The organism is Erythrobacter neustonensis (assembly GCF_001663175.1).
In the GTDB taxonomy this organism is placed as follows: Bacteria; Pseudomonadota; Alphaproteobacteria; order Sphingomonadales; family Sphingomonadaceae; genus Erythrobacter; species Erythrobacter neustonensis.
Map to the genome: position 1 here is coordinate 2060535 of NZ_CP016033.1, position 15957 is coordinate 2076491.

Annotated in this window: 15 protein-coding genes; 9 read left to right on the forward strand and 6 right to left on the reverse strand. The window is 65.3% G+C overall.

The annotated features are described in order from the left end of the window. The first annotated feature begins 14 nt into the window (after positions 1-14). The 5 genes from A9D12_RS09485 to A9D12_RS09505 are packed head-to-tail and all read left to right on the forward strand — an operon-like array spanning position 15 to position 4558. Positions 15-1178, forward strand: coding sequence for a deoxyguanosinetriphosphate triphosphohydrolase (locus tag A9D12_RS09485; RefSeq protein WP_068351185.1), 1164 nt, complete (start codon positions 15-17; stop codon positions 1176-1178). Further along, complete coding sequence (locus A9D12_RS09490; protein ID WP_068351187.1) at positions 1171-1893, forward strand: NAD(P)H-binding protein; 723 nt, start codon at positions 1171-1173, stop codon at positions 1891-1893. Before A9D12_RS09485 ends, A9D12_RS09490 begins: the two co-directional genes overlap by 8 nt. After that, entirely contained in the window at positions 1890-2339 is a 450-nt protein-coding gene (locus A9D12_RS09495; RefSeq protein ID WP_082925500.1) for an ABA4-like family protein, read from the forward strand. The genes A9D12_RS09490 and A9D12_RS09495 overlap by 4 nt, the downstream gene beginning before the upstream one ends. Before the next feature lie 57 nt (positions 2340-2396). After that, positions 2397-3959: a long-chain-fatty-acid--CoA ligase gene (locus A9D12_RS09500; protein ID WP_068351189.1), complete on the forward strand. Its 1563-nt coding sequence runs from the start codon at positions 2397-2399 to the stop codon at positions 3957-3959. After that, complete coding sequence (locus A9D12_RS09505) at positions 3956-4558, forward strand: DUF938 domain-containing protein (protein ID WP_068351191.1); 603 nt, start codon at positions 3956-3958, stop codon at positions 4556-4558. Before A9D12_RS09500 ends, A9D12_RS09505 begins: the two co-directional genes overlap by 4 nt. Here A9D12_RS09505 and A9D12_RS09510 read toward each other — a convergent pair. The 3 genes from A9D12_RS09510 to A9D12_RS09515 form a co-directional block, all read right to left on the reverse strand. Beyond that, positions 4555-4686 (reverse strand): Entericidin EcnA/B family protein, encoded by a 132-nt coding sequence (locus A9D12_RS09510; RefSeq protein WP_068351193.1) that lies wholly within the window; start codon positions 4684-4686, stop codon positions 4555-4557. The two genes, A9D12_RS09505 and A9D12_RS09510, sit on opposite strands and share 4 nt — an antisense overlap. Before the next feature lie 100 nt (positions 4687-4786). Continuing rightward, on the reverse strand, positions 4787-4918 hold the full coding sequence (locus tag A9D12_RS15105) for an entericidin A/B family lipoprotein (protein ID WP_156522852.1): 132 nt from the start codon (positions 4916-4918) through the stop codon (positions 4787-4789). A gap of 67 nt (positions 4919-4985) precedes the next feature. Then, positions 4986-5897 carry a DMT family transporter gene (locus tag A9D12_RS09515; RefSeq protein ID WP_068351195.1) on the reverse strand — a complete coding sequence of 304 codons (912 nt, stop codon included), beginning with the start codon at positions 5895-5897 and terminating at the stop codon, positions 4986-4988. A 64-nt stretch (positions 5898-5961) separates the two neighbouring features. On the opposite strand from A9D12_RS09515, the gene A9D12_RS09520 reads away from it, so the two are divergent. After that, positions 5962-6201 carry a hypothetical protein gene (locus A9D12_RS09520; protein WP_068351198.1) on the forward strand — a complete coding sequence of 80 codons (240 nt, stop codon included), beginning with the start codon at positions 5962-5964 and terminating at the stop codon, positions 6199-6201. 158 nt (positions 6202-6359) lie between these two features. Here A9D12_RS09520 and A9D12_RS09525 read toward each other — a convergent pair whose 3' ends face one another. Further along, complete coding sequence (locus tag A9D12_RS09525) at positions 6360-7886, reverse strand: CpaF family protein (RefSeq protein WP_068351200.1); 1527 nt, start codon at positions 7884-7886, stop codon at positions 6360-6362. Between the two features lie 197 nt (positions 7887-8083). On the opposite strand from A9D12_RS09525, the gene glmS reads away from it, so the two are divergent. Next, positions 8084-9919 carry a glutamine--fructose-6-phosphate transaminase (isomerizing) gene (glmS, locus tag A9D12_RS09530; protein WP_068351202.1) on the forward strand — a complete coding sequence of 612 codons (1836 nt, stop codon included), beginning with the start codon at positions 8084-8086 and terminating at the stop codon, positions 9917-9919. Positions 9920-10001: 82 nt separating this feature from the next. Then, a complete protein-coding gene (locus A9D12_RS09535; protein WP_231889589.1) occupies positions 10002-12359 on the forward strand; it encodes a putative bifunctional diguanylate cyclase/phosphodiesterase in 2358 nt (785 codons plus the stop codon). 29 nt (positions 12360-12388) lie between these two features. Here the strand turns inward: A9D12_RS09535 and purQ are convergent, their stop codons facing one another. Next, the gene (gene purQ / locus A9D12_RS09540) at positions 12389-13078 is read right to left on the reverse strand and encodes a phosphoribosylformylglycinamidine synthase subunit PurQ (protein WP_068351204.1); all 690 of its coding nucleotides are present in this window, start codon (positions 13076-13078) and stop codon (positions 12389-12391) included. After that, positions 13078-13311 carry a phosphoribosylformylglycinamidine synthase subunit PurS gene (purS, locus tag A9D12_RS09545; RefSeq protein WP_068351206.1) on the reverse strand — a complete coding sequence of 78 codons (234 nt, stop codon included), beginning with the start codon at positions 13309-13311 and terminating at the stop codon, positions 13078-13080. Before purS ends, purQ begins: the two co-directional genes overlap by 1 nt. A 284-nt stretch (positions 13312-13595) precedes the next feature. Here purS and A9D12_RS09550 point away from each other — a divergent pair, with 284 nt between their 5' ends. Then, positions 13596-15857: a TonB-dependent receptor gene (locus tag A9D12_RS09550; protein WP_068351208.1), complete on the forward strand. Its 2262-nt coding sequence runs from the start codon at positions 13596-13598 to the stop codon at positions 15855-15857. Positions 15858-15957 lie beyond the last annotated feature (100 nt).

Here is a 15957-nt window from a genome sequence, read left to right on the forward strand (position 1 = left end):
TAAGCGACCGCGTGATGACCCGCGCCCCCTATGCCGCCGATCCTGCTGCCAACCCCCGCCGCGAATTTGCGCGCCGCGATGTGGGCGAACAGCGCGGCCCGCGCAGCCCGTTCCAGCGCGACCGTGACCGGATCGTCCATTCGATGAGCTTCCGCCGGCTGAAATCGAAGACGCAGGTCTTCATCGCGCCCGACGGCGACCATTACCGCACCCGTCTGACCCATAGCCTGGAAGTCGCGCAGATCGGCCGCGTGATTGCGCGTGCGCTCCGGCTTGACGAGGATCTGACCGAGGCGCTGTGCCTCGCGCATGATCTGGGTCATCCGCCGTTCGGCCATGCGGGCGAGGATGCGCTGTCCGAGGCGCTCGCGGCGCATGGCGGGTTCGATCACAACGCGCAGGCGCTGCGCACGGTAATGCGGATCGAATGCCCCTATCCCGAACATGACGGGCTGAACCTGACCTGGGATCTGCTCGAAGGGCTGGCCAAGCACAATGGGCCGGTCGCAGCGCCCGGCTGGGCGCTGGCAGAACTGGACGCGGCCTTTCCGCTCGATCTCCTGACCTGGCCCTCGCTCGAAGCACAAGTGGCGGCGGTTGCCGACGATATCGCATACGACAATCACGATATCGACGATGGCCTGCGCGCAGGCTTCCTTTGCCTTGACGACTTGCTGACGCTGGATTTCCTCGCAGACCAGTGGCGGAGCGTCGAAAAACGCTTTCCCCACGCGCCGCGGGAGCGTCTGCTGCGCGAGATGATACGTGATCAGATCGGATTGATGGTGAATGATGTGATCGCGCATACCGCGCAGTCGGCAAGGGACTGCGGATCGGTCGCCGAAGTGCGCGCGGCGGGGCGGCAGTTGGCAGGGTTCTCGCCCGCGATGGCGGTGCAGGAACGCAGGCTGAAGGCCTTCATGTACGAGCGGCTCTATTACCACCCCGAACAGATTGCCGCCGCTGAAAGGGCGCGCGGCGTGGTAACGCAGCTTTATGAAGCGTTCGCCGGGGACGCGGCGCTGATGCCCGCCGACTGGCAGGCACGGTTGCCGCAGGAAAACCCTGCGCGCGCCCGCGCCATCGCCGATTTCATTGCGGGGATGAGCGATCGTTTCGCGATGCAGGCGGTGGGCCGCATCAACGGAACGCAGCCCGAAGGCCTGATCAATGTATAGTGCCCCCGGACACGGTCCGACGCGGATCGCGCTGGTCGGCGCGACCGGATTGGTCGGGCGGCGCGTGATCGAAAGCGCCAGTCTGGTCGACACCGTGCGCGTGCTGGGCATCGCCCGGCGCGAAGCGGCCTTGCCGCCCGGTGCGCGGATGGAGATGTTCGTGGCGCCCCCCGAACAGTGGGGCGAAGTGCTCGATGCCGTCCGCCCCGCCGCGCTGATCTGTGCGCTGGGCACCACCTGGAAAAAGGCAGGGCGCGACGAAGCGGCGTTCCGCGCGGTCGATCAGGAACTGGTGCTGTCCTCGGCGGCAGCCGCGCACCGCGCCGGCGTTGCCAACATGGTGGTGGTCAGCGCCGCGGGGGCCGATCCCTATGCCCGCAACCGCTATCTCAAGGTCAAGGGCGAGACCGAGGCGGCGCTGGGGCGGATCGGGTTCAAGCGGCTCGATATCCTCCACCCCGGATTGCTGCGCGGTTCACGGCAGGACGATCCGCGGCTGGCCGAACGCGCGGCGATCATCGCGGCACCGCTGATCGATCCCTTGCTGCGCGGATCGTGGGAGCGGTTCCGGTCGATCGATGCGCGCGTGGTTGCCGAAGCGGCGCTTGGCCTCGCGCTGCGCCGGGGCAGCGGGCGTGCGGTCCACGACAATGCAGCCATGCGCCGCGCCGCGCGCGACTGGCGGCGACTTGCCGATGCGGGAGAGGTCTTGTGAACTGGGTCGTGGTGTTCAGCGCGGTCAACATGCTCGCTTTGATCGCGTGGATTGCGCTGGCCGTGCTGCCGCGCTGGCCGGCGCTTTTGTCGGCGGTGCTCTACCTCGGCGTCGGGCTGCTGTGTTTCATCTATGCCGCGGGGCTGATCGGGGTATTGACCGGGGTGATTGCCAATACGGGCGGCGGGGGCGCGGATTTCTCGACCATCGCCGGTGTGCGCGCGATCTTTGCGACCGATGCGGGGGTGACCATCGGCTGGACGCATTATCTTGCTTTCGATCTGTTTGCCGGCCTGTGGATCGCGCGCGATGCCGATGCCAAGGGGATTTCGCGCTTTATCCAGGCGCCGATCCTGCTGGCGACCCTGATGGCAGGGCCGCTGGGCCTCGGGATCTGGCTCCTGGTGCGCGAACCGGCGGCCCGGCGGCAGGGGCGGTTTCGCTAGACCCGCGCGGCGCCATGCGCTTAACTTGCCCAAACGCTTTTGGGAGAGAGCAGCGCCATGGCCCGCAAAGCCTATCACGACCATCAGACCTTCGACGCGATCCTCGATTTCTGGGCGGCCGCGCGGCCTGACGGGCCGGCGTTCGATCAGGACGGGCGCGTTACCACCTATGCCGAGGCCGATGTCCTGACCCGCCAGATGATCGCGCTGATGCAGGCGCGCGGGATCGCCAAGGGCGACAGGGTGGCGTGGCTGGGCAAGAATCGCGACACCTACTTCCTGCTCTATATTGCAGCTGCGCGGATGGGGGCGGTGATGGTGCCCATCGGCTGGCGGCTGGCCCCGCGCGAGATCGCCTATATCCTCGGCGATACCGAAGCGCGGCTTGTGTTTGCCGATGCCGGGTTCGTCGACACCGCCAAGGCGGTGGCCGCCGATCTGCCCGCACATCCCGAGGTGATCGAGGCCGAAGTCGCCCGCGCCGCTGCTGCGGCGATGGCGCCTGCCGATTATACGCCGCCCGGCCTCAACGATCCGGTGCTCCAGCTTTATACCAGTGGCACCACGGGCAACCCCAAGGGCGCGATGCTGTCGAACGGCAACCTGCTGGGGTTGAGGAATGCCGGCAATGAAGCGGGGCTCGACTGGCAGTTCTACGATGCCGATGATTGCATGCTGGTGGCGATGCCGTGTGCGCATATCGGCGGGACGGGGCTGGTCAATATCGCGGTTGCGAACGGTGTGCGCAGTCTGGTGCAGGCGGAATTCACGCCCACAGGTGTGCTCGAAGCAATCGAGGCGGGCGCAACGCACATGTTCATCGTGCCTGCCGCGTTGCAGATGGTGGTTCAGCACCCGCGCGCGGCGACGACCGATTTTACCAACCTCAAATACCTGATGTATGGCGCAGCGCCGATGCCGCTCGAACTGCTCAAGGAGGCGGTGGGCACGATGCCGACGACGCGGTTCCTGCAGGCTTACGGGATGACCGAAACCAGCGGCACGATTTCGATTCTGCCGCCCGAGGATCACAGACTTGAAGGCAACCGGCGGATGCGTTCGGCGGGCAAGGCCTGCCCCGGGGTGGAAATCGAAGTGCGCGGGGCCGACAATCTGGAAGTGCCGCGCGGCGATATCGGCGAGGTGTGTATCCGTTCGCCCAGCAACACCGCAGGCTACTGGAAACTGGCCGATGCGACTGCGCGCACGATCGATCCCGATGGCTGGCTCCACACCGGCGATGCGGGGGTGATGGACGATGACGGCTATGTCTATATCCAGGACCGGATCAAGGACATGATCATCTCGGGCGGAGAGAACGTCTATCCCGCCGAGGTCGAAAGCGCGATCTATGGCCACCCCGCAATCGCCGAGGTCGCGGTGATCGGCGTGCCATCGGCCAAGTGGGGCGAGGAGGTGAAGGCCTGCGTCGTTGCCAAGCCGGGGCATGCGGTCGATGCCGATGACGTGATCGCCTGGGCGCGCGAACGGATTGCGGCTTTCAAAGCCCCCAAGAGCGTCGATATCATCCCCGTGATGCCGCGCAATGCCAGCGGCAAGATCCTGCGCCGCGAATTGCGCGCGCCCTATTGGGAAGGGCAGGAGCGGCAAGTCTCATGAGCGCCAAACAGCACGCGCCCGCGGCTTTGCGCAATCGCGGGCCGATTGCCGAGGTGTTGGCGGCCGAATTGCCCCCAAGCGGAACCGTGCTCGAAATCGCGGCAGGGTCGGGCGAACACGCGGTGTTCTTTGCCGGCACGTTCCCCGCGCTGGAATGGCACCCGACCGACCCCTCGCCCGAGGCGGTCGCATCAATCGCGGCTTACCGCGCGGATTATGTAGGGGCAAACCTTGTCGCCCCGCGTCTCCTCGATGCCGCCATGCCCGACACGTGGGGGACGGATGCGGCTGATGCAATCTTGTGCATCAACATGGTTCACATCAGTCCGTGGGACGCGACTCTGGGGCTTTTCCGGGGGGCGGCCGGTTTGTTGGGCAGCGGGGCGCCGCTGATCCTCTACGGTCCCTATATCGAGGAGGGGATCGAGACGGCACAGTCGAACCGCGAATTCGATGCCAGTCTGAAGCAGCGCGATCCGCGCTGGGGGCTGCGTTCGGCTCAAGCGCTCGACACGCTTGCCGCGCAGCACAAAATGACCCGCAGCGCGCGATATGCGCTGCCGGCGAACAATATCGTTCTGGTTTTCAGGAAACGCTAGTCGATGACGCGCTTGCCGGCCTGACCGACCGACTTGATATCGTCGCCAAGCCCGTCGACCGTGTTACAGGCCGACGCGCCCAGCGCGAGAGCGGCAAGGGCGGCGGCTGTCATCATCGTGCGAGTCATCGTGCAGGTCCTTTGAGAGCGATTAATGAAAATCGCGCGGGCCCTGCCGTGATGATCCTGACACTGCGATGAACTGCCACCCTTGCCGTTCAAACGGAGATCAGATCTCTTCGCGAACTTCGCGCGATGCCGACTGCAGGTCTTCGCCGGCGCCTTCAACGGTGTTGCAGGCAGCGGTGGTCAGCGCAGCAGCGGCGAGGGCGACGGCGGTGACGAGGTTACGGGTGGTCATGACAAGGGGTGCTCCTTCTTGGTTATCCCTGAACATGCCAAGCGTGGCTGAGGCCCGCTTGTTCCATCTATTCGCCCGAATGCACGCGCGACCGGGCCAATTGCCGTTCGCGCCACGCGATCAGCAGGCCGGCGCCGATGATCAGCGGGGCGCCCAGCCACAGGCTGGCAGGGGCCGCGCGGTCGAACACGTAAAACCCGTAAAAGCTTGCCCACAGCAGCGCGGTGTAATCCATCAGCAAGATCACCGCCGCCGATCCGAAGCGCAGCGATGTGGTCAGCAGCATCTGCGCCGCCGCGCCGACCAGCCCCATCGCAAGGATCAGCCCCCACGTCAGCGGATCATGCGCGGCCCAGACAAAGGGCAGCGCAAGCGCAGCAGCGGGTGTGGTCAGCGCGGCAAACCAGAAGACGATGCTCCACGGATTTTCGGTGGTGTTGAGGTCCTGGATCTGGAAACTGATCAGCGCGACCATGAAGGGCGCGACAAGGCCGACCGCAATGCCGGCCCATGTCACGCCAGCATCGAGACCGCCAAACGGTTGCATGACCACGATCACCCCGGCAAAACCGATTACGACTGCGCTCCAGCGATAGGGGCCGATCCGCTCGCGCAGCAGCACGATGGCGAGCAGCGTGGCAAAGACCGGCGCGGTAAAGCCAAGCGTGGTCGCCTCGGCCAGCGGCAGCAGCAGCACCGCGCCATAGGTGAAGATCATCCCGAACAGGCCCGCCGCCGCGCGGCGCGCGTGGGCTGGCAGACGCCGGGTGCGTAGCAAGGCAAGCCGCCCGGTCAGCGCAAGACCACCGCCCAGCAGAATGACGGTGAGCAGCTGGCGCCAGAAAATCAGCTCCATCAGATGCGCGCCGCGTGTCCCCGCCAGCTTCACCAGCATGCCCATCGTGGCAAGCGCGCCCGCCGCCAGCAGCCGCACGAACAGCGCCAACATCGGGCGGGGGCGGGCGATCGAGCCATCCATGCATCGAGCCTTGGCGCGAGGGCGAGGATTGCGCAACCCGCCGCGCGCCTTACATGGGCGCGCGATGGAGATGATCCGGCAATTCGAACTGATGAGCGACGCCGCGCAGCTTGTGTGGGCGGGCGCGGGGCTGTGGGTGCTCGCCGCGATCTTCACGCTGATGGAACGCCGCCGCACCCGCGCGCGCAATCTGGCGAAGCTCGAGAAAGTCGGGTGGGTGCCGTGGACGACGCTGTTCGTGCTGGCCGCAATGTCGGGCGCGGCCCTGATGACAGCGGCGCTGCCATCATTGATCAAGGGCTGAGCGTAGCCTCATCTTTTGCCAACGACGCAGATCGTCGCAAGGCCAACCGGCCGCCGGCCGGTTAGGCCGAACCGTCGGCGCAAAAGGCAGGCGATGCCAACGACGCAAAGCGTCGCAAGGCCAAATGGCCGCCGGCCGGTCAGGCCGAACCGCCTGCCTTAAAGGCAGGCCTCCAGATACGCCTGATCGAAGCCGAACTGGCGCGCCTTTTCGAGCGTATAGGGGCGCAGGCCCGAAGCGCGGAATTCGCCGAGGATCTTCCCGTCGTCGGTCTCGTCCAGGTATTCGAACTTGAACAATTCCTGCGTCACGATCACGTCGCCCTCCATCCCGATCACCTCGGTGATGTTGGTGGTGCGGCGCGAACCGTCGCGCAGACGCTTCACCTGCACGATGAGGTCAACCGATTCGGCGATCTGGCGGCTGATGGCTTCCTTGGGGATCTTGATGTCGCCCATCAGGATCATGTTTTCCATACGGCCAAGGCATTCGCGTGGGCTATTGGCGTGAAGCGTGCACATCGATCCGTCGTGACCGGTGTTCATCGCCGCGAGGAGATCGAAACACTCCGCGCCGCGAATTTCGCCGAGGATGATGCGGTCAGGCCGCATACGCAGCGCGTTCTTCACAAGGTCACCGATGGTGATCGCGCCCTGGCCTTCGAGGTTGGGCGGGCGGGTTTCGAGCGGCAGCCAGTGCGGCTGTTGCAGGCGCAATTCGGCCGCGTCTTCGATCGTCAGCACGCGCTCGCCCGGGTCGATCATCTTCGACAGGGCGTTGAGCATGGTCGTCTTGCCCGAACCCGTACCGCCCGAAATCACGATGTTCATCCGGCACGCACCCGCGATTTTCAGCGCGGTCGCCATCTTGTCCGACATCGAGCCGAAATCGCGCAGCATGTCGATGGTGATCGGCTTTTCGGAGAACTTACGAATCGAGATCGCGGTGCCGCGCAAGCTGAGCGGCGGCACGATCACGTTGACGCGGCTGCCGTCCTTCAAACGGGCGTCGGCCAGCGGCGTGGTCTGGTCGACGCGGCGGCCGACCTGGTTCACGATCCGCTGCGCGATCTGGAACAGGTGCTGTTCGTCGCGGAACCGGATCGGGGCGAGTTGCAGCTTGCCCTTCTTTTCGATGTAGGTCTGGTCCGGCCCGTTGACCATGATGTCGGACACGTCGGGATCGTTCAGCAGCTCTTCCAAAGGACCGAAGCCGAGCAATTCGTCGATCAGCACCTTTTCCAGCGCGAATTGCTCGCGCCGGTTCAGCGTGACCTTCAGCTCGGCCAGCACTTCCATGATGATCGGCCGGAATTCCTCGGAGAGTTCCTCCTTGGAGAGCGTTGCCGCGGCTTCCGGATCGACCCGTTCGAGCAGGCGCGGAAGCACCTGTTCCTTGATCTTGTGGACGCTGGCTTCGAAACCGCCGACCTCGGATTCGCCCGAATTGACCGAGGCCATGCGCTCGTTCAGCCGGTCGATCGCCTCGGATGTGGTGGCGGGGCGGTGCGCTTTGGCTGGCGCCGCGGCGGGGCGCGGCGCAGCGTCCTCGCCCGGGATCGGCGGAAACTGTTCGCCGCCGCGCGGAGCAATGCCCGCACCCTTCATCGGCCGTGCGACGCCGAAAGCGGGTCTCGCGCCCGGCTTCAGTCCGCCTGCATTGCCCTTTTTCCCGAATGCGCTCATTCCCAGCCCCCGAGGGTCCTTATGTTCTGACGCACCTTCCTGCACCCATGGTCGAAGGGACGTTACGTGGCATGGTGAATAGAACGGAATGGTTGTTTTTTTCCTAAGCATTCGCCGCCGCCGCGGTTTGAGGGGCTTGCCGTTAAGGGCCTGCGCGCTAGAGCGGCGCTGACACCAGCAAAGGAAGAGCCAGCTCTATGTGCGGCATTATCGGTATCGTCGGGACACGCAGCGTCGCAGGGCGCCTGGTCGATGGGCTGCGGCGCATGGAATATCGCGGTTATGACAGTTCGGGCATCTGCACGCTGCACGATGGCGCGCTGGTGCGCCGCCGCGCCGAAGGGCGACTGGCCAATCTGGTCGCGGTGCTCGAACAGGACCCGGCGCCCGGCAATGTCGGGATCGCGCACACCCGCTGGGCCACCCACGGCGCGCCGACCGCGGCGAACGCGCACCCGCACGCGACGGGCGAGGTCGCGATCGTCCACAACGGCATCATCGAGAATTACAAGGAACTTCGCAGCGAAATGGCGGCCGCGGGCCGCGTCTTCGAAAGCGAGACCGACAGCGAAGTGGTCGCGCACCTGATCTCTGCCGAGGTCGAGGGCGGCGCCGACCCGGTCGAAGCGGTGCGCAACGTCCTGCCGCGGCTGCGCGGCGCCTTTGCATTGGCGATCGCGTTCCGCGCGCATCCCGACATGCTGATCGGCGCACGGCTCGGCTCGCCGCTGGTGCTCGGCTATGGGCCCGAGGGCGAGGAGGCGGAGATGTATCTGGGTTCGGATGCGCTCGCGCTTGCGCCGCTGACGCAGCGGATCGCCTATCTCGAAGAAGGCGACTGGGTCGTGGTGCGCCGCGACAGTGCCGAGGTGTTCGATGCGCAGGGCAATCCCGTCACGCGCGAAATCCGCGCCTCGGGCGCTTCGGCCGCCGCGGTGGAGAAGGGCAATTATCGCCACTTCATGCAGAAGGAGATTTACGAGCAGCCCACCGTGGTGGCGCAGACGCTTGGCTCCTATCTGCGCCGTTCGGACAATTCGGTCGCGCTGCCGCAGATCGATTTCGACCTCTCGCAAATCCGCCGGCTGACGATCGTCGCCTGCGGCACCAGTTTCTATGCGGGGCTGGTCGCCAAATACTGGTTCGAACAATTCGCGCGCGTTCCGGTCGATATCGATGTCGCATCCGAGTTCCGCTATCGCAATCCCGTGCTCGAAGATGGCGGGCTGGCATTGTTCATCTCGCAGAGCGGGGAGACCGCCGACACGCTCGCCGCGCTCCGGCATTGCAAGGCGCATGGCCAGACCATCGGCGTGATCGTCAACGTGCCCACCAGCACGATGGCGCGCGAGGCCGATCTGTTGCTGCCCACGCACGCAGGGCCGGAAATCGGCGTCGCCTCGACCAAGGCATTCACCTGCCAGCTGGCCGTGCTCGCCGCACTGGCGGCGCATATGGCGGTCAAGAAGGGGCGGCTTTCGCGCGAGGAGGAGGCCGAGATCGTGCGGCATCTGCTCGAAACTCCCGCAGCGCTCAATGCAGCGCTTGCGCATGACGACGATATCGCCGCGATGGCGCACCTTGTCGCCCCGGCGCGCGATGTGCTGTATCTGGGCCGAGGGCAGGACTATCCGCTCGCGCTCGAAGGTGCGCTCAAGCTCAAGGAAATCAGCTATATTCACGCCGAGGGCTATGCCGCGGGCGAAATGAAGCACGGCCCGATCGCGCTTATCGACGATGCCGTGCCGGTGGTGGTGATCGCGCCTTCGGGGCCGTTGTTCGAAAAGACCGTCTCGAACATGGAAGAAGTCCGCGCGCGCGGCGGGCAGGTGGTGCTGATTTCGGACGCCGAGGGCCTGGCCGCTGCGGGCGAGGGCTGCATCGCGACGATCGAAATGCCGGTCGTCCATCCGCTGATCGTGCCGCTGGTCTATGCCGTGCCGGTGCAGTTGCTCGCCTATCACGTGGCGGTGGTAAAGGGCACCGATGTCGACCAGCCGCGCAATCTGGCCAAATCGGTGACCGTCGAATAGCCGCGTTTCCGGCTTCGCCATGCCCTTTCAATCGTTTGCGGCGGTTTACCGGAGCATAACGATTCACGGTTAAGGCGGGTGCGTGAGCAAGCAAAACCCGTCACCGCAACCGGCGTCTTCGCCTGAATTGCCGATTGCCGACGTGCTCGGCCTGTCGCGCAATCCGGCGTTCGATCCGACCCGGCTGCGCAACGACGAATACGCCGAACTGGCGCAGGCCAGTCGCAACCGGATGCTCGCCAGCGCGATCGTCGCGGCATTCGTCGGCGTGGTGTTCACGCCGCTGATCGGGCTCGCCTTCGTCGCCCCTTGGGCCGCGGTGCTCGGCATTGTCATGTACATCTCGCGCCGCACCGATCTGACAATCGCCGATCCTTCGTGCCGCCCCGATCCGGCGCGGCTCGAGCTACTGCAGAACCGCAATGCCTTTGCCGGTGCCGTGTGCTGGGTCGCGGCCTTGATCGGGTTTCCCTGGCTCGCCGGCGGCGCGCAGGAAATCACGCTGCTGCTGGTGATGCTGGTGCTGATGGTCTCGTCGACCTACGTTTTCTCGACCTCGCCGCTGAGCGTGATGATCTATGTCGGCACGCTGGGGCTGGGTACGATCGCATCGCTCGCGCTTCAGGGGCAATGGCAGGCAGCGGGCGGGGCGATCCTGTTCACGATCGCCAGCCTTGTGGCGATCGTGCAGGTGCGCACCGCTTTCGTCAAAGCGCGGCTGGCCGAGGCCGCGGTGACCGAGAAAGAGGAAGTCGTCTCGCTCCTGCTTCGGGAGTTCGAGGAGAACGAGGCCGACTGGCTGTGGGAGGTCGATCCCTCGCGCCGGCTGCGGGCGGTATCGCCGCGTTTCGCCTTTGCACTGGGCCGCACGCAGAGCGAGATCGAAGGCCGTTCGCTGTTCGAGATGATTGCCGGAGCCGGCTGGGAAAGCGGACAGTTCCCAGCCAGCCTTCACGATCTGGCCGAATGCCTCAAGAACCGCGAGAATTTCTCGAGCCTGCTGGTGCAGGTGTCGATCCTCGGCGAGGAACGCTGGTGGGAGCTTTCGGGCGCGCCGATGCGCGACGAACTGGGCCGGTTTACCGGGTTCCGCGGGGTCGGATCGGACGTCACCGAGCAGCGCAATTCTTCGGAAAAGATCGCCTATCTTGCGCGCTACGACACGCTGACCCAACTGCCCAACCGCCTGCAACTGACCGAGGCGATGGGCGAGGCGCTGCGTTATGCCTCGCAATGGCGCGGGCGCTGTGCGTTGCTGATGGTCGATCTGGACCGGTTCAAGTCGGTCAACGATTCGCTTGGCCACATGACCGGCGACAAGCTGCTCGCGCAGGTTTCGGCGCGGCTGCAATCGCTGATGGGCGACCATCAGATGGTGGGCCGTCTGGGCGGCGACGAATTTGCGATCGTGATCCGCGATGCGGGCACGCCGGGCGTGATCGGCGATCTGGCGAAACGGGTGATCCACCGTCTGTCGGAACCCTACATGGTCGATCATCATACCCTGTATGTGGGGGCCAGCGTCGGTTCGGCCGAAGGTCCTCGCGATGGCAGGACGGTCGAGGAAATCATGCGCAACGCCGACCTTGCGCTCTACCAGGCCAAGGATCTGGGCGGCGGGGAGCATTGCCGGTTCGAGCCGGTGCTGCACGCATCGGCAGAAGAGCGCCGCCAGCTCGAAGTCGCCTTGCGCAAGGCCCTGGGCCGCGACGAGATGGTGCTGCATTACCAGCCCGTGGTCGATGCCCGCAGCGAGAACGTGGTCAGTTTCGAGGCACTGGTTCGCTGGAACAGCGCCGAGCATGGCTTTGTCAGCCCGGGCAAGTTCATCCCGCTGGCCGAGGACACCCGGCTGATCGTGCCGATCGGGCAGTGGGTGATGCGCAGGGCGTGCGAGGAAGCGCGCAACTGGCCCGAGCATATCAAGGTCAATGTCAACGTATCGCCCGAACAATTGCTCGAACCCGGTTTCCACCGCGAAGTGGTCGAGGCGCTGGCGGCGACCGGCCTGCGGCCCGAACGGCTCGAGATCGAGGTGACCGAGAGCATTTTCCTGCGCGATGCGAGCGTTGCCCGCAATGCGCTCGAACAGGTGATGGCGCTGGGCTGTTCGGTCGCGCTTGACGATTTCGGCACGGGCTATTCGTCGCTCGGCTACCTGCGCAAGCTCAAGTTCTCGACGATCAAGGTCGATCGCACCTTCGTGCAGGGCGCAGCGCAGGGAAGCGCGGAAAGCCTCGCGATTATCAACGCTGTGGTGGCGATGGCGAAAAGCCTGAAGATGAGCACGACGGCCGAAGGCGTGGAAACCATCGAGGAAGCCGAACTGATCCGCAACCTCGGCTGCGACAAGATCCAAGGCTTTTACTTCGGCCGCCCGATGACCGCGCCCGATGCACTGCGGCTGTTCAATGTCGTCGAAGGGCGGCTCGCCTCCTGATCGCCGCGCGCCGGCGCGGCGCTTGGCGATCAGGCCGATGCGAGGCTGGCGATCAGGCCTTCGAACAACCGCCGCCCGTCAGCGCCGCCAAGCGATGCATGCGCCGCCGGGGCGATCGCGCGTTCGGGGTGCGGCATCATTCCCAGCACCCGGCCATTCTTGCTGACCACGCCCGCAATATCGCGCGCCGATCCATTGACCGCCTCGTTGTAGCGGAAGGCCACCAGCCCTTCGCCTTCGAGCATGTCGAGCGTTTCGCTGTCGGCAAAATAGTTGCCGTCGTGATGCGCGACCGGAATGCGGATCGTCTCGCCCGCATCATAACCTTGCGTGAAGATCGAAGAGGCGTTCTCGACGGTCAGCGCCGCAGTGCGGCAGATGAACCGCTGGCCGGCATTGCGCAGCAGCGCACCGGGCAGCAGCCGCGCTTCGGTCAGCACTTGAAAGCCGTTGCACACGCCCAGCACGGGCACGCCGCGTGCGGCGGCATCGATGACCGCGCGCATGATCGGGCTGGTCGCCGCCATCGCGCCCGAGCGCAGATAGTCGCCATAGGAAAACCCGCCCGGCAGCGCGATCAGGTCGAGCCGTTCGGGCAGGTCGGCATCGCCGTGCCACACCCGGATCGCAGGGGCGCCCGACACCGCTTCCAGCGCGGTTGCCATGTCCCGGTCGCAGTTCGAACCCGGGAAGGTGATCACCGCTGCCCGGAACGCCATCATGCCGCGCCTTCGATAGTGAAGCTTTCGACCACGGTGTTGGCGAGCAGGCGCTCGCACATCGCCTTGATCGTGTCGTGATCGGTGCCATCGGCGAGATCGAGTTCGATCAGCCGGCCGACCCGCACATCCTCGACGCCTTCGAAACCGAGGCCTTCGAGCGCGTGGTGCACCGCGCGGCCCTGAGGGTCGAGCACGCCGGGCTTCAATCGGACGAGAACGCGCACTTGCATGGCCGGATGCTCCGTTGATTGGGGTCTGACGGCACATGGGGGCCGCTTGCGGGGCCCGCTATAGCGTCCTCGGGCGCAGGTGCAATCGGGCTCGTGACGCCGGCGTTTGAACGCGGGCGTGGCAAGACGTGTCACATCGATGCAACAGGTGTCTCGGGAACGTCGCGGACAGAGCATTGTGCGCGGGCGCATGCTGCCTCGATCCTCGCGCGAATCGGGCAAAAGTGGCACGGCGCGCGGGCACACGATCTGCATCCGAGCAGACGCAACCATGGGGTAATCCGATGCCACACCGCTTCTTAGCCATCCGTGCCGCGTGGGCCGGCTCCTCGATCCTCGCCGCTGCCGCCATCGGCCTTGTCGCAGCGCCTGCCGCCGCGCAGGACAATGCCGGCGACGCCGCCGCCGCCGCCGAGAGCGAAGGCCAGCTCGACACCATCATCGTCACCGCCAACCGCCGCGCCGAAAGCCTGCAGGACGTGGCGGTGTCGGCTGACATCCTCGATCAGGAACGCGTCGGCGCGGTGTTCAGCGCGGGCGCGGATATCACCGCGCTGGCCGGCACGGCGCCCGGCCTCAACGTCGAAAGCTCGAACGGGCGCGTCGCGCCGCGGTTCTATATCCGCGGCCTCGGCAACACCGATTTCGATCTGGCCGCATCGCAGCCGGTCTCGGTGATTCTCGATGATGTCGTGCTCGAGAACGTCACGCTGAAAAGCTTCCCGATCTTCGATGTCGAACGCGTTGAAGTGCTGCGCGGGCCACAGGGCACATTGTTCGGGCGCAACACGCCCGCCGGGATCGTGAAGATCGAATCGATCAAGCCAACCCACGACATGCGCGTGGCGGCCTCGGCCTCCTATGGCAGCTTCGATACGCTCTCGGTCAATGCCGCGATCGGCGGTTCGGTCATCGAGGACCTCGTTGCCGCACGTATTTCGGGCCAGCTGCAAAAGCGTGGCGACTGGATCGACAACGGCTTTACCGGCCGCGAGAATTCGCTGGGCGGTTACACCGATTTTGCCGCACGCGGGCAGCTTCTGATCACCCCGGCCGACCGCGTGAGCATCCTCGCCTCGCTCAACTACCGCGATCTTGACGGCTCCTCGACGATCTTCCGCGCCAACGTGCTGGGGGCAACCACCGCGCAGCCGGGCAACACCAACCAGCTCAACGACAATTACGATCGCGACCGTGTGTTCTACGATGCGGGCGGCGGCAACATCGCGCGCTACGAACAGCTTGGCGCGAGCGTGACCGGCACGGTCGAGTTCGACGGTGCGACGCTGACCGCGATCAGCAGCTACTGGTCGAGCGAAGGCAGCAGCCGCGGCGATGTCGATGGCGGTTTCGGCGCGGTGTTCCTGCCGGGTGGCGGCGGTCCGGGCCTGATCCCGTTCCCTTCGGACACGCGCGATTCGCTCGATCTGGAACAGCGCACGCATGAACTGCGGCTCGCCTCGGACAGCGACGGGCCTTTGAGCTGGCAGGTCGGCGGCTATTATTTCGACAGCGATTTCGATGTCACCACGGTCGGCTTCACCTTCCCGCCGCCGGTCACCGTCAACCACACCAACGAAGCCTGGGCGGTGTTCGGCCAGCTGGGTTATCAGCTGACCGAAGCCGTGCGCGTCACCGGGGGCTTGCGCTATACCGACGATCAGAAGAATTTCTTCGTGCGTTCGGGTGCCGCACCGCAGCCGCGCAGCGTGGGCGACAAGAACGTCGACTGGGACATCAGCATCTTTGCCGACGTGTCGGATGATGCCAGCGTCTATGCCAAGGCCGCCAATTCGTTCCGCGGGCCGACGATCCAGGGCCGCGATGTTGCCTTCTTCAGCCCGCCTTCGGTGGCGCAGTCGGAAAACATCACGTCCTACGAAATCGGCTTCAAGAGCGAGCTTGCCGACCGGCGCGTTCGCCTGAACGGCGCGACCTATTACTACACCGTCAGCGATCCGCAGTTCACCGCGGTAGGCGGCGCAGGCAATCTGGTGCAACTGGTCAACGCCAACAAGGGCGAGGGCTGGGGCTTCGAATTCGACGGCGCGTTCCAGATCACCCCGCGCTTCCTCGTCACGCTGGGCGCGGCTTACAACAACACCGAAATCAAGGATTCCACGCTGGCCGTGGGCACCTGTTTCCAGTGCACCGTCACCGATCCGACCCGCGTGATCGGCGGCAGCACCCGCGCGCTGATCGACGGCAACCCGTTCCCCAACGCACCCGAATGGAGCGGCGATCTGACCGCGCGCTATGGCATCCCGGTTGGCAATGACGGCGAATTCTTCGTCTTCACCGACTGGGTCTATCTGGGCGAAACCAACTTCCTGCTTTACGAAAGCAGGGAATTCAACGCCAAGAGCCGGTTCGAAGGCGGTCTGAAGGTTGGTTATTCGGGTGGCAACGGCGAATGGGAAGTCGCCGCCTTCGCGCGCAACATCACCGACGAAGACAACGTGCTCGGCGTGATCGACTTCAACAACAACACCGCCTTCGTCAACGAACCGCGCGTGATCGGCGCGATGGTGAGCCTGAAGTATTGAGGCATCCGGCAGGCTGGCGGGCGGTGCCCGCCGGCCTTGCTGACAAGCTTATGGGAGGGCCCTTCTTTTGCGAAGGGAGAACCATCAGGGGAAAGCCGGC